Source organism: Verminephrobacter aporrectodeae subsp. tuberculatae (assembly GCF_026127385.1).
Taxonomy (GTDB): Bacteria; Pseudomonadota; Gammaproteobacteria; order Burkholderiales; family Burkholderiaceae_C; genus Acidovorax; species Acidovorax aporrectodeae.
Genome location: NZ_QZCX01000002.1, coordinates 397416 through 418302, shown reverse-complemented (window position 1 = coordinate 418302; position 20887 = coordinate 397416). Strand labels below are relative to the sequence as shown.

The 20887-nt window shown below is 66.9% G+C and carries 23 protein-coding genes; 18 read left to right on the top strand and 5 right to left on the bottom strand.

Annotated elements, in window-relative coordinates:
* Nucleotides 1-64 precede the first annotated feature (64 nt).
* The 18 genes from D5041_RS09900 to apeA all read left to right on the top strand — a co-directional run bounded on the left by D5041_RS09900 (nt 65) and on the right by apeA (nt 16517).
* A complete protein-coding gene (locus D5041_RS09900; RefSeq protein WP_321162168.1) occupies nt 65-1006 on the top strand; it encodes a lysophospholipid acyltransferase family protein in 942 nt (313 codons plus the stop codon).
* Entirely contained in the window at nt 915-1187 is a 273-nt protein-coding gene (gene apeE, locus D5041_RS09895; RefSeq protein ID WP_265257494.1) for an ApeE family acyl carrier protein, read from the top strand. Before D5041_RS09900 ends, apeE begins: the two co-directional genes overlap by 92 nt.
* A gap of 22 nt (nt 1188-1209) precedes the next feature.
* Complete coding sequence (gene apeF, locus D5041_RS09890; RefSeq protein WP_265257495.1) at nt 1210-1473, top strand: ApeF family acyl carrier protein; 264 nt, start codon at nt 1210-1212, stop codon at nt 1471-1473.
* Nucleotides 1466-2023 (top strand): COG4648 family protein, encoded by a 558-nt coding sequence (locus D5041_RS09885; protein WP_265284622.1) that lies wholly within the window; start codon nt 1466-1468, stop codon nt 2021-2023. Before apeF ends, D5041_RS09885 begins: the two co-directional genes overlap by 8 nt.
* A gap of 8 nt (nt 2024-2031) precedes the next feature.
* Complete coding sequence (locus D5041_RS09880) at nt 2032-3834, top strand: ApeI family dehydratase (protein ID WP_265284621.1); 1803 nt, start codon at nt 2032-2034, stop codon at nt 3832-3834.
* Nucleotides 3827-4567: a glycosyltransferase family 2 protein gene (locus D5041_RS09875; protein ID WP_265281616.1), complete on the top strand. Its 741-nt coding sequence runs from the start codon at nt 3827-3829 to the stop codon at nt 4565-4567. Before D5041_RS09880 ends, D5041_RS09875 begins: the two co-directional genes overlap by 8 nt.
* Nucleotides 4567-5586, top strand: a complete 1020-nt coding sequence (locus D5041_RS09870) for a lysophospholipid acyltransferase family protein (RefSeq protein ID WP_265284620.1) — start codon at nt 4567-4569, stop codon at nt 5584-5586. Before D5041_RS09875 ends, D5041_RS09870 begins: the two co-directional genes overlap by 1 nt.
* Complete coding sequence (locus tag D5041_RS09865; RefSeq protein WP_265284619.1) at nt 5576-7123, top strand: HAL/PAL/TAL family ammonia-lyase; 1548 nt, start codon at nt 5576-5578, stop codon at nt 7121-7123. Before D5041_RS09870 ends, D5041_RS09865 begins: the two co-directional genes overlap by 11 nt.
* The gene (locus D5041_RS09860) at nt 7116-7574 is read left to right on the top strand and encodes an acyl-CoA thioesterase (RefSeq protein WP_265257500.1); all 459 of its coding nucleotides are present in this window, start codon (nt 7116-7118) and stop codon (nt 7572-7574) included. Before D5041_RS09865 ends, D5041_RS09860 begins: the two co-directional genes overlap by 8 nt.
* The gene (apeL, locus tag D5041_RS09855; protein WP_265281620.1) at nt 7571-8209 is read left to right on the top strand and encodes an ApeL family LolA-like protein; all 639 of its coding nucleotides are present in this window, start codon (nt 7571-7573) and stop codon (nt 8207-8209) included. The genes D5041_RS09860 and apeL overlap by 4 nt, the downstream gene beginning before the upstream one ends.
* A complete protein-coding gene (gene apeM / locus D5041_RS09850; RefSeq protein WP_265284618.1) occupies nt 8206-10572 on the top strand; it encodes an ApeM family transporter in 2367 nt (788 codons plus the stop codon). The genes apeL and apeM overlap by 4 nt, the downstream gene beginning before the upstream one ends.
* A complete protein-coding gene (locus D5041_RS09845; RefSeq protein WP_265284617.1) occupies nt 10569-11801 on the top strand; it encodes an NAD(P)/FAD-dependent oxidoreductase in 1233 nt (410 codons plus the stop codon). Before apeM ends, D5041_RS09845 begins: the two co-directional genes overlap by 4 nt.
* Nucleotides 11802-11824: 23 nt before the next feature.
* A complete protein-coding gene (gene apeN / locus D5041_RS09840) occupies nt 11825-12376 on the top strand; it encodes an ApeN family LolB-like membrane protein (RefSeq protein WP_526024865.1) in 552 nt (183 codons plus the stop codon).
* The gene (locus tag D5041_RS09835) at nt 12373-13557 is read left to right on the top strand and encodes a beta-ketoacyl-ACP synthase (protein WP_265284616.1); all 1185 of its coding nucleotides are present in this window, start codon (nt 12373-12375) and stop codon (nt 13555-13557) included. The genes apeN and D5041_RS09835 overlap by 4 nt, the downstream gene beginning before the upstream one ends.
* Nucleotides 13558-14025: a hotdog family protein gene (locus D5041_RS09830; RefSeq protein WP_407702253.1), complete on the top strand. Its 468-nt coding sequence runs from the start codon at nt 13558-13560 to the stop codon at nt 14023-14025.
* A 14-nt stretch (nt 14026-14039) separates the two neighbouring features.
* Nucleotides 14040-14771, top strand: a complete 732-nt coding sequence (gene fabG / locus D5041_RS09825; RefSeq protein ID WP_265281959.1) for a 3-oxoacyl-ACP reductase FabG — start codon at nt 14040-14042, stop codon at nt 14769-14771.
* Nucleotides 14768-16000: a beta-ketoacyl-ACP synthase gene (locus tag D5041_RS09820; protein ID WP_265281626.1), complete on the top strand. Its 1233-nt coding sequence runs from the start codon at nt 14768-14770 to the stop codon at nt 15998-16000. The genes fabG and D5041_RS09820 overlap by 4 nt, the downstream gene beginning before the upstream one ends.
* A 91-nt stretch (nt 16001-16091) precedes the next feature.
* Nucleotides 16092-16517, top strand: coding sequence for an ApeA family protein (gene apeA / locus D5041_RS09815; protein ID WP_265281627.1), 426 nt, complete (start codon nt 16092-16094; stop codon nt 16515-16517).
* Between the two features lie 69 nt (nt 16518-16586).
* Here apeA and D5041_RS09810 read toward each other — a convergent pair whose 3' ends face one another.
* The 5 genes from D5041_RS09810 to D5041_RS09790 form a co-directional block, all read right to left on the bottom strand.
* Entirely contained in the window at nt 16587-17468 is an 882-nt protein-coding gene (locus D5041_RS09810; RefSeq protein WP_265281628.1) for a nucleotidyl transferase AbiEii/AbiGii toxin family protein, read from the bottom strand.
* Nucleotides 17465-18070 (bottom strand): type IV toxin-antitoxin system AbiEi family antitoxin domain-containing protein, encoded by a 606-nt coding sequence (locus tag D5041_RS09805; protein WP_265281960.1) that lies wholly within the window; start codon nt 18068-18070, stop codon nt 17465-17467. The genes D5041_RS09810 and D5041_RS09805 overlap by 4 nt, the downstream gene beginning before the upstream one ends.
* Before the next feature lie 103 nt (nt 18071-18173).
* Nucleotides 18174-19283, bottom strand: a complete 1110-nt coding sequence (locus D5041_RS09800; RefSeq protein WP_265284614.1) for an esterase-like activity of phytase family protein — start codon at nt 19281-19283, stop codon at nt 18174-18176.
* 102 nt (nt 19284-19385) lie between these two features.
* Nucleotides 19386-19676 (bottom strand): hypothetical protein, encoded by a 291-nt coding sequence (locus tag D5041_RS09795; protein WP_265284613.1) that lies wholly within the window; start codon nt 19674-19676, stop codon nt 19386-19388.
* A gap of 11 nt (nt 19677-19687) precedes the next feature.
* On the bottom strand, nt 19688-20884 hold the full coding sequence (locus D5041_RS09790; protein ID WP_265284612.1) for a formate dehydrogenase subunit gamma: 1197 nt from the start codon (nt 20882-20884) through the stop codon (nt 19688-19690).
* Nucleotides 20885-20887 lie beyond the last annotated feature (3 nt).

Here is a 20887-nt window from a genome sequence, read left to right as displayed (position 1 = left end):
ACGACTGCATTCGGGGTCATGCTAGGGCGCAAGCTCCCGCCGTACCCTTAGGAATTGCACAGGCATGCAACGGCGCGAAAGACGCCGCTTCATGTGCCGCCTTTTCAAGGCAGCACACCGGTTCCCACAGCGTATTTCCAACTTGTTCATGTATAAGTGTTTGAATTACATTTGGCGCCTCTGCGCCACGGCGCTGAGTTACATATGCTTCGGACTGGGCGGCTTGGTGCTGTGGATCGTCGTTTTCCCGGCCCTGTCCTTATTCGTCCGCGATCGCCAGCGCCTGTCGATCGCGGCCCGTTGGGTCATCCGCCAGACCTTTCGCGCATTCGTCGGCCTCATGCACAGACTAGGGATTTTTACCTATGAAACGCATGGACTGGACAGGCTGAATCGGCATGGCTTGCTGATTCTGGCCAACCACCCCACGCTGATCGACGTGGTTTTTTTGATATCTTTCACGGCCCGGGCCGATTGCGTCGTCAAGGCCGGGCTGGCGACGAATCCGTTCACGCGCGGACCTGTCACAGCGGCCGGCTTCATTCACAACAACGCGGGGCCGGAACTGGTCAGCGACAGCGTTGCATCGCTGCGCGCGGGAAACAATCTGATTATTTTCCCCGAGGGGACGCGCACCCCCATGGACGGCACTTTGGCAAAACTCCAGCGGGGCGCATCCAATGTGGCAGTACGGGGAGAAGTGGACGTTACACCGGTGCTGATCCAGTGCAATCCTTTGATGCTGGTCAAAGGTGTGCCGTGGTGGAAAATTCCGGGGAACCGTCCGCATTTTCGCATCGAAGTGCGGGAGGACCTGCCCATCGCTTCCCTGACGGGCCCTTGTGCCAGCGATGCCTTGGCTGTGCGTCGGCTGACGGAGCGGCTGACCGATTATTTCATCACGGAGATTCATAGTGGTTCAGGACACACAAACGCTCGAACAAGAAATCAAGGAACTCATCATCAGTTCCCTTGCGTTGGAGAACATAACGGTCAACGACATTGACACGTCGGAAGCCCTGTTCGTAAATGGCCTGGGCCTTGATTCCATTGACGCGCTGGAGCTCGGACTGGCCCTGCAGCGCCGCTACGGAGTGAGCGTCTCGGCAGATTCCGAGGAGACGCGCAGCTATTTTTCAAGCGTGCAGGCGTTGGCGGCGTTCGTCAGCGCGCAGCGCACGCGTTGACGCCATTGGCAAGGACCCCATCGTGACCAAAGACGACATATTCCAACGCATCGTGACCATTCTGGTCGAAACCTTCGACATCGAAGCCGGGCGGATCACGCCCGAGGCCCGGCTTCGGGAGGATCTGGATATCGACAGCATCGATGCCGTCGACCTGATGGTGCAGCTCAAACCATTGGTCGGGCAACGGTTGCAGCCCGAGGCTTTCAAGACGGTGCAGACCGTCAGCGACGTCGTCAATGCCCTGCACGGACTGGCAGCGGAGTGCGAGATCACCAATGCATGACTGGCGCATCGGCGGCGGCTTGCTGGCGCTTGTCACGCTGGCCTATCCGCTGATTGTCTATTTCAGCCTGGACCGCTTCGAGCCGCGCTGGCTCGCATTGCTGCTCTTCGGTCTGGCACTGCTGCGCCTGGCGGCAAGTCGCACGGCGCTTGCCTGGGGTTGCGCCGGCGGCGCTCTCTTGTTCGCCCTGTTCAGCTGGTTCGGGAATGCATGGATGCCGCTCAAGCTGTACCCCGTGGGCGTGAATGCCATCCTGCTGGTGATTTTTGCTGCCAGCCTGGTGTACCCACCGAGCGCCATCGAGCGGCTGGCGCGTTTGCGCGAGCCCGACCTGCCGCCCGCCGCCGTGGCCTATACCCGGCGTGTGACGCAGCTGTGGTGCGTCTTTTTTGTCCTGAACGGTGCGGTGGCGTGTGTCACGGCGCTCTGGGCCAGCAACGCGGTCTGGACGCTCTACAACGGCTTTATCTCGTATTGCCTGACCGGCGTGTTGATGGCCGCCGAGTGGCTGGTCCGCCGCCGGGTGCGTGCGCGCAACGGCTTGGCATGAGGTGACCCATGGCCGAATGGTGGTCCCTGAGCAGCTTGGCGTGCCGTCCGCCCGACGCCGCGCGCACCGTGGCGTGGCAGAGCGACGCGCAGCATCTGTCCCATGCCGACCTGCTGATCCGCACGGGATGCTGGCAGCGCGCGCTGGCGCAGCAGCCGCAGTCCCACTGCGCCCTCTACCTGAACGACCCGTTCGAGTTTGCTGCGGCCTTGCTCGCTGCATGGCACGCGGGAAAAACCGTAGTCATCCCCGGGGACGACCGACCCGACACCGTCCATGCCCTGCGCGCTGCGGGCCATCTCCTGGTCGGTGACTTGCCCGCTGCCCTGCAGGCCTGCCCCGACGACGCGGGCGCCACGGCATGGAATCGCCAAGCGCTGAATCCTTCGGTGGCACGCATGCGGCTGTACACCTCGGGCTCGCAAGGCCGACCCGAGGCGATCGACAAGCGATTGGACCAGCTGACGTCCGAGCTGGACGCGCTGGAAGAGGCGTTCGGAAAGGTCCTGGCCGGTCCGGCGGCGGAGAATGCCCGGCCCATCGTATGGACGACGGTTTCGCACCAGCATATTTATGGACTGCTTTTCCTGGTGCTCTGGCCGCTGGCAGCCGGACGTCCTTTCGGGTTGCGCAGGCTGCTGTATCCGCAGGACCTGGCGGCCTGCCTCGGGGCGTGCGCGTCGGTGCTGGTGTCCACCCCGGCGCACCTCAGGCGCCTGAGCAACCCGCCCGATTGGACGCAGGCCCGGCAGCACCTGCGTGGCGTATTTTCTTCGGGCGGCCCCCTGCCGTTCGAGGTTTCCCGTTTGGCGTCCACGGTCCTGGGCCAGACGCCCATTGAAGTCTTCGGCAGCTCGGAAACCGGTGGCATCGCCTGGCGCCAATGCACCAGCGCGCAGGATCCCTGGCAACTGTTTTCCGACGTGCAGTGGCGACTCGACGGCACCTGTCTCGCCGTGCGTTCGCCGCGGCTGCCCGACGCGCAATGGTGGACCACCAGCGACCGCGCCGAGCCCGCCGGACCCCATGGCTTTCGCCTGCTGGGCCGCGCCGACCGCATCGTCAAAATCGAAGAAAAACGCGTGTCGCTCAGCACCATCGAGCAACAACTCCTGAAAACGCCGTGGGTGCAAGAAGCCAAGGCACTGGTCGTCGATACCCCCGTCGGCGCACGCGTAGGCGTGGTGGCGGTGCTCACGCCAGCCGGGCGCGCGCAGCAGGCGAGCCGCAGCCGGCGCGTTTGGCTTGATTTGCTGCGCCATGCCCTGGCCCACAGCGTGCAGGCCGTGGCCCTGCCAAAACGCTGGCGGTTCGTCGATGCACTGCCTGTGAATGCACAGGGCAAGTCGCCCGAATCGCTGCTCAGGGTGCTGTTCACCGCCCAGACCGCGGACCGCACGCGGGCCCCGGAGCGGCCCGAAATGCCCGCCGTGCACTGGTTGCAGCGCAGCGCGACCGAGTCCCTGGCCACGCTCGACATCCATTCGGGCTTGACGGTATTCGACGGCCATTTCGAGGTGGTGCCGATTTTGCCGGGTGTCGCCCAGTTGGACTGGGCGCTGACCCTGGGGCGCGAATGTTTTGCCATACCGCCCCGGTTCGTGCGCCTGGAAGCCCTGAAGTTTTTTCGTCCGGTACAGCCGGGAACCGTCTTGTACCTGGCGCTGCAATTCAGGCCCCACTTGGCCGACGCCGCGTTGTGCAGCCTGGGCTTTCGCTTGTACTCGCATGACGCCACCACGCAGAGCGAACGCGAACACGCCAGCGGCCGTTCGATTTGGTCCCATGCACCCGGAGCCGTCCATGCATAAGGTGGTGGCCGTGATTCCTTGCTACGACCATGCGCAAACCATTGGGCGCATGGTGGACGCGGTGCGCGCGCACCAGCTCGACGCCATCGTGGTCGACGATGGCAGCCACGCCGCCTGCGCCGAGGTGCTCGACGGGCTGGCCAGGCTGCACGGCGCTTCGATGACCTTGCTGCGCCTGGCGCACAACCAGGGAAAGGGCGGCGCGATGATGGCGGGCCTGCAACGGGCGCTGGCGCTGGGTTACACGCATGCGCTGCAAATCGACGCCGACGGCCAGCATGACGTGGCGGACATCCCGAAGTTTCTCGCGCTCTCGGGCGAACAACCGGACGCTGTGGTCTACGGCGCTGCGCTCTACGACGATTGCGTTCCCAAAGCGCGACTTTATGGGCGCTACGCCACCCATGTCTGGGTATGGATCAACACCTTGTCGCTGGACATCCGCGACTCCATGTGCGGCTTTCGCGTGTACCCGCTGGCGCCCGTGGTCCGGCTGATTCAGCAAACCCGCCTCGGCCGGCGCATGGACTTCGACACCGAGTTGCTCGTCCGCCTGCATTGGCAAGGCCTGCGCCTGACCTGCCAGCCGACGCGCGTGCGCTACCCGGCCGACGGTGTATCGCATTTCAAACTGGTGTTGGACAACGTCCTGATTTCCCGCATGCACGCGCGCATGTTGGCCGGCATGCTGCTGCGCCTGCCGCGGCTGCTGTGGCGCAAAGTGGCCCCGTGATGCAGACCGCCAGCACCCCTTCGGAATCGAACGCGCCCCCTGCGCCCGCGCCGCATTGGGCCAGCCTCGGTGAGCGCACGTTTGTCGCCGGCATCCGCTTGCTGTTCTGGATCTACCGGGTGCTGGGCCGCCTGCCCTTTCGCCTGTGCCTGTACCCCGTGGTGGCTTACTACTGGGCCACGTGCGGCGTGGCCCGCCGTTCGTCCCTGGACTACCTGCAGAAACTGCAGGCGTTCCAAGGCAGTCTGGGGCATGCCCCCGGATGGCGCGACAGCCTGCGGCATTTCCTGGCATTTGCCGAAACCATCCTGGACAAACTGCTGGCCATCCGCGGAGACACACCGGCAAACGCCTTGCGCGCCGAGGGCGAGGAGGGCCTGCTGGCCCTGCACGCGAAGGGGCGCGGCGCCGTGATCGTCACCGGCCACGTCGGCTGCATGGAGATGTGCCGTATCAGCGCGCAACGCCACCGCGGCGTGCGGCTCAACGTGCTGGTGCACACGGAGCACGCGGAGCGCTTCAACCGCATATTGCAGCGTCTGCAGCCGGACTGCGCAGTGCGCTTCATCCAGGTCAGCGAGGTCAACCCGGCCACCGCCATGCTGCTCGCGGACAAGGTGGCGCAAGGCGAATACGTCGCCATCACCGGGGACCGGGTTCCAGTCCGGCAAAGCATGGTGGTGTCGGCGGACTTCCTGGGCCACCCGGCGCAGTGGCCGGTGGGCCCGTATGTGCTCGCCGCCCTGCTGAAATGCCCGCTGTATGCCATGGGCTGCGTGCGCGACGACGCCGCGCATGGCGGCGGCTACGTGCTGCGGGTGCACTGCCTGGCCGAGCAGGTGACGCTGCCGCGCAATGCCCGCCGCGAAGCGCTGGCGGCCCACGCCCGGCAATTCGCCGCCTGGCTTGAGGGCCTGCTCGACCACGCACCGCTCGCCTGGTTGAATTTTTTTCCTTTCTGGGCGCAGGAAGCGGCCCCTCCACGCACCCCACAAGCGGACCGCGACCATGCAGGCTGAGCGTTTTCCCCCCCTGATTTTCGACGGCCAAGACCTGCGCGTGGACGACGTCGTCGCCCTGGCCGCAGGCACGCGCACCGCGGCGCTGGGCCAGGCGCCGGCCTTTCGCGACAGGATTCAGCGGGGCGCTGCGTTTCTCGATCGCCTGCTGCGGGAAGACGGGGTGATCTACGGCGTCACCACGGGCTACGGCGACTCCTGCACCGTTCGCATCCCGCCCGAACTCATCGCCGAATTGCCGCAGCACCTCTACACCTTCCATGGCATAGGCGCAGGCCGCTGGCTGACGCCGCAGGAAACGCGCGCCGTGCTCGCCGCGCGCCTAGCATCGCTCTGCCAGGGAGTCTCCGGCGTGAGCTGGGGCCTGCTGCTGCAACTCGAACAATTGCTGGTGCACGACGTGCTGCCGCTGATTCCTGCCGAAGGTTCCGTCGGCGCCAGCGGCGATCTGACGCCGCTCTCGTACGTGGCCGCGGTGCTGTGCGGCGAACGGGATGTCTGGTTTCAGGACCGGCGCCAGCCAGCGGCCGATGCGCTCGGCCGCGTCGGCCTTGCGCCGCTGCGCCTGAGACCGAAGGAAGCGCTGGCGCTGATGAACGGCACTGCCGTCATGACCGGACTCGCATGCCTGGCGTGGCAGCGTGCCGACGCGGTCGCCCGCCTGGCCACCCGCCTGACGGCCTGCAACGTCTGGGCCAGCAACGGCAATGCGCACCATTTTGACCAGACCCTGTTTGCCGCCAAACCACACCCGGGTCCGCAGCAGGTGGCGCAGCGGCTGCGTGCCGACCTGGTGTCCGACACGCACCCTGCGCGCAACGAAAACCGCCTGCAGGATCGCTATTCCCTGCGCTGCGCACCACATGTCATCGGGGTGCTGGAAGACGCCTTGCCCTGGTTGCGCCAGCTCATTGAAAACGAGCTCAACAGCGCGAATGACAACCCGCTGATCGACCCGGACGAAGAGCGCGTACTGCACGGCGGCCATTTCTACGGAGGCCATATCGCGCTGGCCATGGACACGCTCAAAACCGTCGTGGCGAACGTGGCCGACCTGCTCGACCGCCAGTTGGCGCTGCTCGTGGACACCCGTTTCAACCACGGCTTGCCGGCCAATCTGTCGGCGGCCACCGGCCCGCGGGCGGCCATCAACCACGGACTGAAGGCCTTGCAAATCAGCGTCTCGGCCTGGACCGCCGAGGCGTTGAAGCAGACCATGCCGGCCTCGGTGTTCTCCCGCTCGACCGAATGCCACAACCAGGACAAGGTCAGCATGGGCACCATCGCCGCGCGCGATGCCCTGCGGGTACTCGAATTGACCGAGCAGGTGCTCGCCGCCATGCTGATCGCCGCCCGGCAGGCCCTGGCCCTGCGGCTGTCATTGGGCAAACTGCCATTGCCCGCGCCGCTCGCCGCATTCCTGGAGCGCCTGTCTGCGGAGATTGCGTTGGTGGAAGAAGACCGCTGCCTGGACGCCGACCTGCAACGCCTGCTGACCGGCATGCGCGCAGGCCAGTGGGACCCCTACCATGCCTGAAACATCCCCCCTCAGCGCCGCCCCGGGCGGCCCCGACCTGATCCATGAGATAGAACTCAGCCCGGCCTTTCACGACCTCGATCCGATGGACGTCGTCTGGCACGGCAACTACGTCAAGTACCTGGAATTGGCGCGCAATGCGCTCATGGCCAAATTCGATTACGACTATCCGCAGATGCGCGCATCCGGCTACGCTTGGCCAATCGTCGACCTGCGTCTGAAATACGTGGGCTCAGTGCAGTACGACCGCCGCATCCGGATCCGCGCACGCATCATCGAGTGGGAGTACCGCCTGAAGATCGACTACCTCATCCTGTGCGCCAAAACGAACGCCAAGCTGAACAAGGCCAGCACCGTCCAGGTCGCACTCGACCTGAGCACCTGCAAGATGTGCTGGGTCTGCCCGCCCGTGCTGTGGGAGCGCCTGGGCGTGAACGGGCCGTGCGCATGAAGCGCCGCGATGTCCTGCGGGCCGGGCTCGCTGCGTTCTCGGGCGGCCTGGCCAGCGCCGGCGGGCCGGCGCGTGCCCAGGCAGTGCCCGACGAACTGGCCGAAATCGACCGCAGGCTCGAGAATCCCGCCGTGCTGCGCGGCGAGTTCGAGCAGACGAAATCCATCCAGGGTTTCAAGCGGCCGCTGGTCTCGCGCGGCAGCTTCGTCATGGCGCGCGGCCGCGGGGTGCAATGGATCACCGCGCAACCCTTTGCGTCCACCTTGGTGGTCACGCGGGAACGCCTTCTGACGCTGGGCGAGGCCGGTGTGAGCCAGCAAATCGACGCCCGCCAGGAGCCTGGCTTGCGTGCGCTGAATGAAATGCTGATGGCCTTGCTCGCCGGGGACGTCCAGGCCCTGGCCGCACGGTTCACCGCGCAAGTGACCCTGCAGGGCGCGCACGGCTGGCGCTTGGCGCTGACGCCGCGCGACGCCGCGCTGGCCGGCTTCATTTCCCGGATCGAACTCGAAGGTGCGCGCCACGTGAACGCGGTGCGCCTGCACGAGACCTCTGGCGACGCCAGCCACATCCGCTTCCTCAACCCCGCAGCGTCCGCGCTGAGTCCGGCCGAAGCCGAACGCTTCGGGCCATGAAACCTCCCGCGCGCCCGGGCACACCGCAGTGGCTGGCACTGGCCTGGCTGCTGGTCGTGGCCGCCATCGGCTGGCACCAATGGCAGTTCTGGCAAGCGCCCAGGCTGGATACCGACGTCTTCGCGCTGCTGCCGCAGGACGAACAGGCCTCCGTGGCCCAGCGCGCCATACGGCAGTTGGGCGAGCAAGGCGAACGCCGGGTCGTGATCATGCTGGGCGCGGCCGATTGGCGCGCCGCGCACACGGCGGCAGCCGCATTTGATCAGTCCCTGGCGGCATCCCGGGCAGGCCTGCGCCGCACAGCGGACGGCGCCGTGGCCGCGCAGGCGCTGGAGTTCTACCGCCCCTGGCGCGACGCCCTGCTCACCGACGCCCAGCGCCAGGCCCTGCGCAATGCCGACGTACCGGCGCTGACTGCCAGGGCGCTGGAGCGCCTGCATGGCCTGAACACCGGCCAGCCCACGGCGTGGCTGGCCGACCCGCTGGGCCTGTGGCCCGCCTGGTGGTCGCAGCACGCGGGGCTGACCGCGGCCAGGCCGCGTGATGGCCTGCTCTGGGTGCCCGACCCCGACGGCCAGCGCGACTGGGCGGTGCTGCTGTACGAAACGCAAGGGCCGGCTTTTCGCTTCGATGGCGCGCGCCGCTGGGCAGATGCGCTCGACGAAGCCGGCCGGATGGCGCAGACCCGCGTGGACGCAGACGGCGCTGCGGCACCGATCACGGTGCTCAGAGCCGGTGTCCCTTTGCACGCCGAGGCTGGTGCAGTGCAGGGCCAGCGCGAAATGAACACCATCGGCTGGGGTTCGCTGGTGGCCGTGATCGCCCTGGTCTGGTGGACCTTCCGGGCGCTGCGGCCCGTGGCGTTGATCGCCGTGTCGCTGCTCGTCGGCTGCGCCGCGGCGCTGTCGGTCACGGTGTGGGTGTTCGGCCAGGTCCATTTGCTGACGCTGGTGTTTGGCGCCAGCTTGATCGGCGTGGCCGAAGACTTTGGCATTCACTACTTCACGTCCCGGCTGGCCTCGCCCGACACCCCGCGTTGGCCGCTCATGAAGCACCTCCTGCCCGGCCTGCTGCTGGCGCTGCTGACCAGCGTGCTGGGCTATCTCGTGCTGGCCGTGGTGCCATTTCCCGGCCTGCGGCAGATGGCGGTGTTTTCGTCCGTGGGATTGATCGCTGCGTTTCTCACCGCAGTGTGCTGGTTTCCCGCGCTCGACGGGGGCTCCCTGCCCGGCAGTCGCATGGGCCGTGCGGTCGCGGCCAGCCTGGCCCGCTGGCCTGTGCTCGAAGGGCGCCGACTCTGGGCCCTGCTGGCCCTGCTCGGCATTCTTTGCGCCTGGGGCGCCTCCCGCCTTCGGGTGAACGACGACCTGCGCCAGCTGCAGTCCTCGCCACCCGGGTTGATCCAGGCGCAGATCGACGTCGGCCGCCTCTTGCAAATGCCCAGCCCGACCCAGTTCTTTGTGGTGCAGGGCGCAACGCCCGAGGCCGTGCTGCAACGGGAAGAGGCCCTCAGGGCCCGACTGCAAGCCGCCAAGCTGGGCCCCCTGACCCTGAGCGCGGTCTCCGACTGGGTGCCTTCCCGCGCGCGCCAGGCGGAAAATCGGCAGATGACGGCGCATGTCGAGCAGCAGGTGCTGGACCAGATCGGCCATGCGCTGGGCGAAGACCTGCGCCGCCCCGCGTTCCATCCGGGGCCGCTCGAACTGCCAACTTGGCTCGCCAGCCCGGCTTGCGCTGCGGCGTGCTCCCAATGGCTGGGGCCGCTGGGCGACAACGGCTATGCCAGCGTGGTGCTGATCCGGGGCCTGGCGACCCGCGCGCAAGCCGAGGCGCTGCGTGTGCTCGGGTTGACGCAGGCCGAAGGGGTCCACTGGGTGGACCGCGCGAGTGACATGTCGGAACTGCTGGGGCGTTTTCGCGGCACGATGGCCTGGATCCTGGTAGCCGGGCACCTGCTCGTGTGGGCGGCCATGGCCCTGCGCTTCGGTCGCACCGCCTGGCGTGCCTGGCTGCCCACCGTCCTCGCGTCACTGGGCTGTCTGGCAGTGCTCGGCGCGCTCGGCGAGCCCTTCCAGTTGTTCCATTTGCTGGCGCTGATGCTGTTGCTGGGAATGGGCGTGGACTACGGCATTTTCCTGCTCGAACACCAGGGCAAGGGCCAGGGCCACGCCTGGCTGGCCGTGCTGCTGGGCGCCCTGAGCACCGGCTTGTCCTTTGGCCTGCTGGCCTTGTCCGCGACACCGGCGCTGCATGCCTTCGGGCTGACTTTGCTGCTCGGCCTGGCACTGGTGTGCCTGCTGGCCCCCCTTTTCCGTCAACGCCAACACCTCTTCGGCTCCCTTCCCACCCCCCAACAGACATGACACAAGAACAAGCCGACATCCTGATCATCGGTGCCGGACCCGCCGGCGCCGTGGCCGCGGGCCTCCTGCGCAAGCAGGGTCGCCAGGTATTGATCCTCGAGCGCGAGCAGTTTCCCCGGTTTTCCATCGGCGAGAGCCTGCTGCCGCAAAGCATGGAGTTCATCGAAGCCGCGGGCATGTTGCAGGCCGTCGTCGAGGCCGGGTTTCAGTACAAGAACGGGGCTGCCTTTGCCTGCGGCGAGCAGCACACCCAGTTTGACTTCCGCGACAAATATTCGCCCGGCTGGGGCACCACCTACCAAGTGCAGCGCGCCCGGTTTGACCAAGTGCTTGCCATGCAAGCGGCCCGCATGGGCGCCGAAGTCCGCTACCGCCACGAGGTCCTGGCGGTTGACGTGGCGGGCCAACGGCCAAGCGTCGAAGTGCGTGACCAGGATGGCCACACCCATGGCGTCAGCGCCAACTTCCTGCTCGACGCGAGCGGCTTCGGGCGCGTCCTGCCGCGTTTGCTGGACCTGGAATACCCGTCCGCCTTCCCCCAGCGCAGCGCCCTCTTCACCCATGTGCAGGACAACATTCCTGCCGGCTCGGGCTTTGACCGGGACAAAATCCTCATCACCGTGCACCCGCAGCACTGCGACGTCTGGTACTGGACCATTCCGTTTTCCGATGGCCGCTGTTCACAAGGCGTCGTGGCGCGCCCCGAGTTTCTCGCGCAGTACCCGGGCTGCGACACGCAGCGCTTGCGGGCCTTGGTCGGCGAAGCCCCGGGCCTGCGCCGCCTGCTGGAAGCGTCGGCCTGGGACACCCCGGTGCGCAGCATCACGGGCTACTCGGCGAACGTCAAATCGCTGTGGGGCAAGGGCTTCGCCTTGCTGGGCAATGCCGGCGAGTTCCTCGACCCGGTTTTCTCCAGCGGCGTGACCATCGCCTTCAAATCAGCCAGCCTGGCAGCCAACTGCCTGCAACGCCAGGCGCAAGGCGCGCCGGTGGACTGGGAGAGCGACTATGCGCGCCCCCTCCAGGCCGGCGTCAACACCTTTCGCGTATTCGTCGAATCCTGGTACGCCGGGGGGTTCCAGAAGGTCATCTTTCATGCCAAGTCCAGCCCGGAAATTCGCCGCATGATTGCGTCCATCCTGGCGGGCTATGTGTGGGACACAGGCAACCCCTACGTTGCCGAGCCCAGGCGACGGCTGTCCGTGCTGGAGCAATTGTGTTGCGGCTGATCCGTCTGGCGCGCCTTTGCGGGATGCTCGCCGCCCTGGCGGCACTGGCGGGTTGCGCCCCGCTGTCCCCGTCGCCCCCATTGCCTGCGATGCCCGCGATGCCCCTGCTGCGCCTGGCGCCGTCATCGCTCGGGCGCGAATGGGCGGTGGTGCAGCAGCTCGACGTCCAGGCCGGGGGGCAAAAGCGCTCCTTCGAGGTTGCGCTCGAGGTGGACGCGCGCTCGGTCCGCGTGGCGTGCATGCAGTGGGGACACACCGTGGCACGCCTGGACTGGGACGGACGGCAACTCGACCAGAGCCTGGCGCCAGGCTGGCCCGATGCGGTCAGCGCAGAGCGCGTGCTCAGCGACCTGCAACTCGTCTGGTGGCCGGCGGCGGCCGTGCGCGCGGCCCTCGCGCCGGGCTGGCTCCTCACGGAATCGGCGCAGACGCGCGAGCTGAGCTACGGGGGCCGCACGGTCGCATCGGTGCGCATGTTGGCGCCCGGTCACATCGAATTGCGCCAGCACGCACAAGGCTATACCGTGCAGGTGCACACCCGCGGCGACGCCGCACCCGTTTTCTCCACGCCATGAGCGCGATCTACCTTCACCCTCCCGGCCTGGTCTGCGCACTGGGCCAGGGCATCAGCCAAGTGCGGCGGACGCTGTGGGGCGCCGCAGGCCCCGCCGGTTTGCTGCCGACCGAGCGCTACTCGCCCGGCCGCAGCCTGCATCTGGGCGAAGTCCGAACGGCCTTGCCCGGCCTGGCGCACGTCGCGCCCGAATTTCGCATCCGCAATAACGCCATCGCCTTGCTCGCGCTGGCCGAGATACGTCCGGCGGTCGAGGCCGCGATGGCCCGTTTCGGGGCGGATCGGGTCGCCATCGTGGTGGGCACCAGCACCTCGGGACTGCCCGAGGGCGAAGCCGCCCGCGAGGCGCTGGAGCGCACCGGACTATGGCCCCAGGGGTTCAGCTACGCCCAGCAGGAACTGGGGAACCTGGCCGGCTTCCTGGCGGCCGAACTCGGTACCACGGGCGTGGCGCACGTCATCTCCACCGCCTGTTCGGCGGGGGCCAAGTCTCTGGCGAGCGGCGCACGCCTGCTCCACGCCGCCATCGCCGACGCCGTCGTGGTCGGCGGCTGCGACACCCTCGGTGCGTTCACCGTCGCCGGGTTCTCCGCGCTGGACGCGGTCTCGGCCACGCGCTGCAATCCGATGTCGGTAAACCGGTGCGGCATCAACCTGGGCGAAGGCGCGGCGCTCTTTCTGATGACGCGCGAGGAAGGGCCCGTCCGCCTCGCAGGCTGTGGCGAAAGCTCTGACGCACACCATATGTCGGCACCGGACCCGAGCGGACGCGGCGCCATACGCGCCATGCAGTCGGCCCTGCAGCGCGCCGGCGTGCCAGCCGGTGCCGTGGACTACGTGAACCTGCACGGCACGGCAACGCAGCACAACGACGCCATGGAAAGCCTGGCCGTGGCCGAGGTTCTGGGTGCCAACGTGCCCGTCAGTTCCACCAAGCCGATGACCGGCCATACGCTCGCCGCGGCGGGCGCCATCGAGGCGGCTTTCGGCTGGCTGACTTTGGTGGACAACCCGCAAGGCATGTTGCCGCCGCATTGGTGGGACGGTCAGCCAGACCCGGCCCTGGCGCCCTTGCGTTTGGTGGCTCCCCATGAGCGCCTGGGCCGCGCGCCGCGCTACGTGCTGAGCAACTCATTCGCTTTTGGCGGCAGCAACGCCTGCGTCCTGCTGGGGAGCGCCTGAATGAACCGCCCGGAGCCCCCCCTCCCTTGTGTCGCGGATCTGGTTCCCCATAGCGGCACCATGCGCTGGCTGGACCGTGTCATCCGCGTGAATGCAGAGCGTGCGGTGGCCGAGGCCGATATCCGCGGGACCAGCCTGTTCGTGCGCGCTGGACGACTCGATGCATGGATCGGCATCGAATACATGGCCCAGACCATCTCGGTGTGGGCCGGTCACCGTGCACTCCAGGAAGGGCGCTCGATTGCGCTGGGCTTCCTGGTCGGAACCCGTCGCTACGACGTGCACCGCCAGTCGTTCCAAGTCGGCGAGTGCCTGCGCATGGAGGCGGACTGCGAGTTGATGGGCAGCGATGGCTTGGGCATGTTTGCGTGCCGGATCCTGGTCGGCGACGAGGTTGCGGCCCGGGCGAATCTGTCCGTGTTCGAGCCGCGCGCGGACGCGGAATTCCTGAATCTGAATCTTCCATAAGGCGCGCCATGACCATGATGAACCACCGTGTGCTGGTCACGGGATCGAGCCGGGGCATCGGGCGCGCCATCGCCTTGCGCCTGGGCAAGGACGGGTTTGACGTGGTCGTGCATTGCCGCGAACAGCGCGCGCAGGCCGAGGAAGTCAGCCGGTCCATCGTGGCCATGGGCCGTGCGGCGCACGTCCTGTCGTTCGACGTGGCGGACCGTGCCCGGGCCGCCAGCGCACTGCTGGCCGACATCGAAACCCATGGCGCCTACTACGGCGTCGTTTGCAACGCGGGCATTGCGCGTGACAATGCCTTTGCCGCCATGAGCGGCGAAGACTGGGACCAAGTCATCCACACCAACCTCGACGCTTTCTACAACGTGCTCAATCCCATTCTCATGCCCATGGTGCGCAGGCGGGCGCCGGGGCGCATCGTGACGCTCTCCTCCGTCTCCGGCCTGATGGGCAACCGGGGGCAAACCAACTACAGCGCGGCCAAGGCCGGAATCATCGGCGCCACCAAGGCCCTGGCCGTGGAACTGGCGAAGCGCGAAATTACCGTGAACTGCGTGGCCCCGGGCCTGATCGACACCGACATGGTGGAGCCCCGGGTGCTCGAAGAAGCCCTGCGCATGATTCCTGCCCGCCGCATGGGGCGCCCCGAGGAAGTCGCCGCTGCCGTGTCCTTTCTGCTGTCGCCGGACGCGGCCTACATTACCCGGCAGGTCATTTCAGTGAATGGGGGGATGCTCGGATGAAGCGCGTCGTCATCACCGGCGTGGGCGCACTCAGCCCGCTTGGCCACGACTGGCCCACGGTTCGCGCCCGCCTGCGCGCAGAGCGCAACGCGGTCGAGTACCTGCGCGAGTGGGACGAATACGAGGGCCTGAACACGCGGCTGGGCGCCCGCGTCGCGCCCTTTGACATACCCGCGCGCTACAACCGCAAGGTCACGCGCAGCATGGGCCGGGTCGCCATCATGGCCACGCTGACCGGCGAGATGGCCCTGGCCGACGCAGGATTGACCGGCGACGCACTCGTGACCAGCGGCAACATGGGAATCTCCTACGGTTCCTCGCTCGGCTCGCCCGCCGCCATGGGCGACTTCAGCAACATGATTGCGCGCAAGACCACGGAAGGCATCAACGCCAACACCTACATCCGCCTGATGTCGCATTCGGCCGCAGTCAACATGGGCGTATTCCTGGGCGTCACCGGGCGCATCATCCCGACCTCCAGCGCCTGCACGGCCGGCAGCCAGGGCGTGGGTTACGCCTTCGAGGCCATACAGAGCGGCCGGCAGATCGCCATGCTGGCGGGCGGGGCGGAGGAACTCGACGCCACCGACGCTGCGGTGTTCGATACCCTGTTCGCGACCAGCGTGAACAACGACAAGCCGCAGCTGAGCCCGCGCCCCTTCGACGCCGAGCGCGACGGGCTGGTGCTGGGAGAGGGCGCCTGCACCCTGGTGCTGGAGGAGTTGGCGCATGCGCGCGCGCGCGGCGCGCGCATCCTGGCCGAGATCATCGGCTTTGGCACGAACAGCGACGGCACGCATGTCACCCAGCCCAACCCCCGCACCATGGCGCAAGCCATGCGCCTGGCTCTGGCGAACGCCGGGCTGCCACCCGAGGCCATCGGCTACATCAACGCGCACGGCACCGCCACCGCGCACGGCGACGTCGCCGAAAGCCAAGGCACGCACGAAGTATTCGGCGACCGCACCCCCATCAGCTCGCTCAAAAGCTATATGGGCCATACCTTGGGCGCCTGCGGCGCGCTGGAAGTCTGGATGAGCCTGGAGATGATGCGCGACGACTGGTTCGCACCCACCATCAACCTGCGCCACGTGGACCCGAACTGCTGCGCACTGGACTATGTGCGCGAAGGGGGACGCACGCTCCAGACAGACATCGTCATGAGCAATAACTTTGCGTTCGGCGGGATCAACACCTCGCTGATCATGCGGCGCTGGTCCGAATCCTGAAACCACGCTATATCATTGCGCAGGAATGAAAAACCGCCGCTCACACGAGCCGGCATCCTCGTCGTCAACCCTTCTTCAAAAAGGACAACCCATGTCATCAAAATCTCTCGCCAGCCTGCTGCTTGCCTTGGCATCCTGCGCGTTCATCGCCGGCCCGGCCCATGCGCGTTCGCTCGTACCCATCGTGAATCAGTCCGACGTCGCCGTCGTCACCAGCAGCGGCAAGGCGCCCGGCAAGGAGCAAGTCAAGCAGATCATCATGACCGGCGCCGCAGCAAGGGGCTGGACCGTTGCCGAGCAAGCGGACGGCAAACTGCTGGCGACGGTGATGGTGCGCGGCAAGCACAGCATCTCGGTGTTGATGGACTATGCGCCTGGAAAATACTCCCTGGCCTACCACAACAGCATGGGCATGAACTACGACCAGCAGGGCGGCCAGCCGGTCATCCATCCCAAGTACAACACCTGGGTGCAGAACCTCCAGGAAGCCATCCGCGCCGCAGCGCTCAAGCGCTGACCCGTTGCCGGGGCAGGCGTTGTGTCCCATGCCTGCGAGCCCATCCTGTGGATTGACAACGGAGATGGACTACGAAGGCGCCGCGGCTCGGTTCAACGCAGGTGCCAGGTCGGATCGCAGCTGATCGACGGTGGCAGGCAGGGGCTTTGGGGGAAGCTTGTTCTTCTTGAGAAACGCCAGCCAAAGCGCCTGCCGCGAGGAATCTTGTGCGAACTCGTCCGACAGCCCAATCGGCAGCGCGTCGGGCACGGCCACGCCACGCCGCTCAAAGGTAGCCTTGATCGCTTGGGTCAGCAAATCGGTCTCCAGGGTTTCTCGTTCCAGCAGCACCGACAGATCGAAGTAGTCCTTCAGGCGGCTATTGGTCATGCCCAGCAGGGCGATGGCGTGGAGTTTCTCCGCGATGACCGTGTACGTCGGATAGGCCCACAGCCGGGGTGCGGGAAGATCGTCCAGCAGTACCGGATAGACGGAATCCACTGGCGCAGGCGTGACGGCATCTCCGAAGCAGACGTCGATTTGCGTTTTGCAGCGCGCCCTGGCCAGTTCCCCAGCGATGATCACGCGGACACCACCATAGCCAGCCTCCTTGCGAATTTCCTCTACCGTGACCGAGGCTGGGTCGAACGCGATGCCGTCGTCAACAGCCACGGCGGCGATATTGCGGAAGGTTTCAGCGACCGAAGCCAGATCGCTCGCACCGAAGCCGAGCAAGTCGGCGTCGCGCGTGGCCCGGTGCGGCATGTCGTACCAGAGCGTGAACAGCAGCGCGCCCTTGAGCAGAAAACGATCCGCGTGCGGCGATTGGGTCAGGCGGTAGAGGATGCGCTCCAGCGCGAAGCGCACCAGCACCTGATTGAAATCGACGCCCTGCGTCTTGGCGACGTTGAGCAGGCGCGCGCGGACGGAGGCGGCGACGTTCGCCCGATCCGGTGGACGCGCCGGGCTCATCCGATGCTCTCCAGATAGGGCCGCATCACGTTGGCGACGCGGCAGACCTTGGCGTAGCGCCAGATGTCATCGACCGATGCCTTGTTTCGCGCCCGGGCGTCCTTCAGCGCTTCCAGCGCCACGTCCAGGCCGATCTTGTTGCGGTGCTTGAAGCAGTCCGCCACGGTCTTGGCCACAGCGTACACCCGGAGCTTGACGCCATCGCGTTCCACTTCCTCGATGCCTGCCGTGTAGGCATCCCCCGTGAACTGCACCATCTTGAGCGGCGGGTAGTCGATCCGGGGCGCATGACTGCCGCGCGGCATGGCGATCCAGATCTGGCGCGGCAGTTGCGTCGTCAGTTCGTGGAATTGCAGCGCGGTCAGCAGGCAGAACACGGCCTGCGGCACCTTGGTAGCGACGGCCACGAGGCTTTCATGTTCCGACCCCGGCACGTCGAACAGGCGATAGAGGCCTCGCCCCATCTTTTCCAGCAGGCCGGCGGCGGTCAGGCGCGTCAGGACGACCCGGGGCGCATCGATGGCGTCCAGGTCGCTGGCGCGCAGCAGCCCCTTCTGGCCGACCAGATCAAGGACGCGCTGGGTGTGGGTGCTCGCGAGCATGGCCGGAGTATGTTCCATTCATGCGTCGAATGCAATTTATCGAAGCGATATTGGAACATTCCCATCTGGGCCGCAAAGTGATGCAGCCCCGGCATGACGGCCTTCAATCATCCGCCGTAAACACCTCGAACACGATGAACTGAGTCGTCTGGGTGTCCGAGAAGTTGTTGTCGGAAGCCAGGACGATGGTGTCGTGCCCGTTGGGCAGGGTCTTGCCCCAGCTGATGGCCTCGATGTTGTCCAGTTTCAGCCCCTGGTACTGGGCCGGCATTTCCAGCAGCAGCCTGCGCGTCATGGGTGTGTACGTGGCCCCGGCCAGGCTGGCGAGGCCGCTCACGTCGGTGGTGGCGTCCGTGATTTCGGTGCATACCAGGCGGATGGTGTTGCCCACGCCGAAAGCAAACGCGCGCTCCACCGCGATGAACTGGCGGCCGGTCATGTCCACGGCGAGCATGTCCGACAGGCCGTTGTCCGGGCTGAACGCGGCGCCGGGCGTTCCGTCCACGGGTATCTTGGGCAGTTCGTATGCGTACTGCGCCATGGCTTTTCCGGTGACGGGGTCCAGGGCAGTCACGCGCAGCACGCTGCCCGCCTGCAAGCTCGCGGGCGGACCGTCCTGGATCAGCGCGTCCTCATTCGCCACGTACACCGTGCCATTCGGCGCCACGGCAAGGGATTCGAACACCTTGTTGCTGCGCGCGCCCTGTGTGGCGTTGTCCACGTAGTGGTAGATCGACGGAATGGAAAAATCGCGCACGAACCCGCCCTGCGTCGTCATCTCCCGCACAAAGGGCTGGAACCGGCTCGCAGCCGCCGCATTCCAGTTGCCTTCGGACGCCCAGTAAAGCTGCCCGTTGCGCGCCACGCGGATGGCTTCCGGGTCCACGGTGCGCGCGGAGGAGGGAAACGCCGTGCCGTCCTCGCGCAGCATATGGATCTGCCGGTCGATCTTCACGTCCACGTGGCCGCTGGCGTCGTAGTCGATGCTGAGCTTGTAGAAGCGCGGGGTCCCGCGTTCGCCCCGGTCGTCCGATATGGCCCAGTAGCTGTTGCCCGCGTCCCAGTCCAGCCCCGAGATGCCGCCAAACTCCACCCCCTCGAACAGGGTGCCTGTGGGGATGGATGCGGAACCGAGCAGACGCAACGACGTGATCGACGGGTCGATGTAGTACGCGGGACAACCCGTGAGCAGCAGCGCCAGCGACGCGGCCATGCACCTCCATGAATGCGCAAACGCCATGTGATTTTCTCCCGCGATGGATTCGAGGGAACGGAGCCTAGCCGCCCGGTATTTCCCGGGTATGACAGCCGTTGATCAGGGCTTGGGCGCGGCCGTGTGAACGAACGGACCCGGGTCGGTGCAGCCCGGACCGGTGGCCCGGGCGGGCGCGGCGGACGGCGTGGTTTTGCGGTAGTGGGCCGCGACCCGGTCCTGCGCCAGGCACAGCTGGTAGTTGCCGACCTTGCCGGTCCAGGCCGCCTTGGCGCTGGCTTCGGCGGCTTTGGCTGCGGCCTCGGGAGACGCCGCGGGCAGCTTGGCTGACGCCAGCTGGCAGACGCTGGCCGCGCACAGCGCCAGCACCGGGGGACGAAGGAATGGCGTCATGCCGTACGACCTCATACCTGCGCGGGCTGGCCCGCGGATGGCGTTGCGCCAGCCGCAGCGCCCGCGGGGGGACTGGCGCTGCGCTGCCGGGGGATTTTGCCGGCCTGGACGTCGGCGTACCAGAGCGCGTGGTGCTCGCGGGCCCAGCCCTCGCTCACGTAACCGGTCTTCATGGCCCGGTAGGCGCCGCGCATGCCGACGGTTCCCATGTAGATATGGCCGCAGATCAGCGCCATCATCCAGAGGGCGAGGGTGGCGTGGAGCATGTGCGCGACGTGCATCTCGCCGCGCACGTCGCCCCAGCCGGGGATCAGCCTGTCGAGCACCAGGCCCGTAAGCACGACGACGATTCCGGGGAGGGTGACACCCCACCAGAACAGGCCCTTCTCCCCCGCGTTGAAGCGGTGCGAGGGAACTTCCTGGTCGCCGCCACCGAGCATGCCGCCGCCCTTGGACAACCACAGCCAGTCGGCCCGGTTGGCGATGTTGTCCTTCACGAAGGTGAGTACGACGACGAGCAGCGACACGGCAAACAGCGGGCCCATGAAGTTGTGCACGTTCTTGAGCGCGTAGGCCAGCCAGCCGAACAGCGTTGCGCCCAGGATGGGCAGGAGGAGGAACTTGCCGAACGCCATGGTGATTCCGGAGACCGCGAGCGCGCAGAACGCGATCGCGTTCGCCCAGTGCGCCGCACGCTCGAAGGGGGTGAAGCGCTCGATGCCGCGCGCACCGGTCTCGGCGTGGTCGCGGCCCAATGGGCCCTTCGTGCAATAGAAGATGAGCAGCGCCAGCAGCACGATGGCGAGCAGCGCCGCGCCGTAGGGAATGATCCAGTCGTTGCGCACCTGGCGCCAGGCCTGCCCGGCGTTCGTCACGCGGGACCCGGGGTATTGCACGGTGGGCTGGATCAGGTTTCCGGCTTCGGGCGCCTGGCTCTTGGGCAGGCTGCTGTAGCCCGTCACGCCCTGCCCCACCTGGCGCCACAGGGGCGCGTTGTTGCCGGGCTGCACCCGCGCGCGCTCGGCCTGGGTCTGCGCGGCGTACCCGGGGTCCGTCTCCGCGTCCGGCCCGAGTTGGAAGATGTTCTGGCTCTGGACGCCAACGGGCGCCTGCGGGGCGGCCGCTGCGGCGTCGGAAGCGGCCACCGCCGCAGGCCCCCACCAAGCCAGGGCCGCCACCAGGGTCAGGAAGCGCATGCGCTGTTTCATGGC

Excerpts from the sequence above, each read along its gene's own strand:
- D5041_RS09835 (WP_265284616.1), top strand. The coding sequence starts at position 12,373 with ATGAGCGCGATCTACCTTCACCCTCCCGGCCTGGTCTGCGCACTGGGC.
- D5041_RS09860 (WP_265257500.1), top strand. The coding sequence starts at position 7,116 with ATGCCTGAAACATCCCCCCTCAGCGCCGCCCCGGGCGGCCCCGACCTG.
- fabG (WP_265281959.1), top strand. The coding sequence starts at position 14,040 with ATGATGAACCACCGTGTGCTGGTCACGGGATCGAGCCGGGGCATCGGG.
- D5041_RS09845 (WP_265284617.1), top strand. The coding sequence starts at position 10,569 with ATGACACAAGAACAAGCCGACATCCTGATCATCGGTGCCGGACCCGCC.
- apeL (WP_265281620.1), top strand. The coding sequence starts at position 7,571 with ATGAAGCGCCGCGATGTCCTGCGGGCCGGGCTCGCTGCGTTCTCGGGC.
- D5041_RS09830 (WP_407702253.1), top strand. The coding sequence starts at position 13,558 with ATGAACCGCCCGGAGCCCCCCCTCCCTTGTGTCGCGGATCTGGTTCCC.
- D5041_RS09790 (WP_265284612.1), bottom strand. The coding sequence starts at position 20,884 with ATGAAACAGCGCATGCGCTTCCTGACCCTGGTGGCGGCCCTGGCTTGG.
- apeM (WP_265284618.1), top strand. The coding sequence starts at position 8,206 with ATGAAACCTCCCGCGCGCCCGGGCACACCGCAGTGGCTGGCACTGGCC.
- D5041_RS09795 (WP_265284613.1), bottom strand. The coding sequence starts at position 19,676 with ATGACGCCATTCCTTCGTCCCCCGGTGCTGGCGCTGTGCGCGGCCAGC.
- D5041_RS09900 (WP_321162168.1), top strand. The coding sequence starts at position 65 with ATGCAACGGCGCGAAAGACGCCGCTTCATGTGCCGCCTTTTCAAGGCA.
- D5041_RS09875 (WP_265281616.1), top strand. The coding sequence starts at position 3,827 with ATGCATAAGGTGGTGGCCGTGATTCCTTGCTACGACCATGCGCAAACC.
- D5041_RS09820 (WP_265281626.1), top strand. The coding sequence starts at position 14,768 with ATGAAGCGCGTCGTCATCACCGGCGTGGGCGCACTCAGCCCGCTTGGC.
- D5041_RS09870 (WP_265284620.1), top strand. The coding sequence starts at position 4,567 with ATGCAGACCGCCAGCACCCCTTCGGAATCGAACGCGCCCCCTGCGCCC.
- D5041_RS09800 (WP_265284614.1), bottom strand. The coding sequence starts at position 19,283 with ATGGCCGCGTCGCTGGCGCTGCTGCTCACGGGTTGTCCCGCGTACTAC.
- D5041_RS09880 (WP_265284621.1), top strand. The coding sequence starts at position 2,032 with ATGGCCGAATGGTGGTCCCTGAGCAGCTTGGCGTGCCGTCCGCCCGAC.
- apeA (WP_265281627.1), top strand. The coding sequence starts at position 16,092 with ATGTCATCAAAATCTCTCGCCAGCCTGCTGCTTGCCTTGGCATCCTGC.
- D5041_RS09810 (WP_265281628.1), bottom strand. The coding sequence starts at position 17,468 with ATGAGCCCGGCGCGTCCACCGGATCGGGCGAACGTCGCCGCCTCCGTC.
- D5041_RS09805 (WP_265281960.1), bottom strand. The coding sequence starts at position 18,070 with ATGCTCGCGAGCACCCACACCCAGCGCGTCCTTGATCTGGTCGGCCAG.
- D5041_RS09885 (WP_265284622.1), top strand. The coding sequence starts at position 1,466 with ATGCATGACTGGCGCATCGGCGGCGGCTTGCTGGCGCTTGTCACGCTG.
- D5041_RS09865 (WP_265284619.1), top strand. The coding sequence starts at position 5,576 with ATGCAGGCTGAGCGTTTTCCCCCCCTGATTTTCGACGGCCAAGACCTG.
- apeN (WP_526024865.1), top strand. The coding sequence starts at position 11,825 with ATGCTCGCCGCCCTGGCGGCACTGGCGGGTTGCGCCCCGCTGTCCCCG.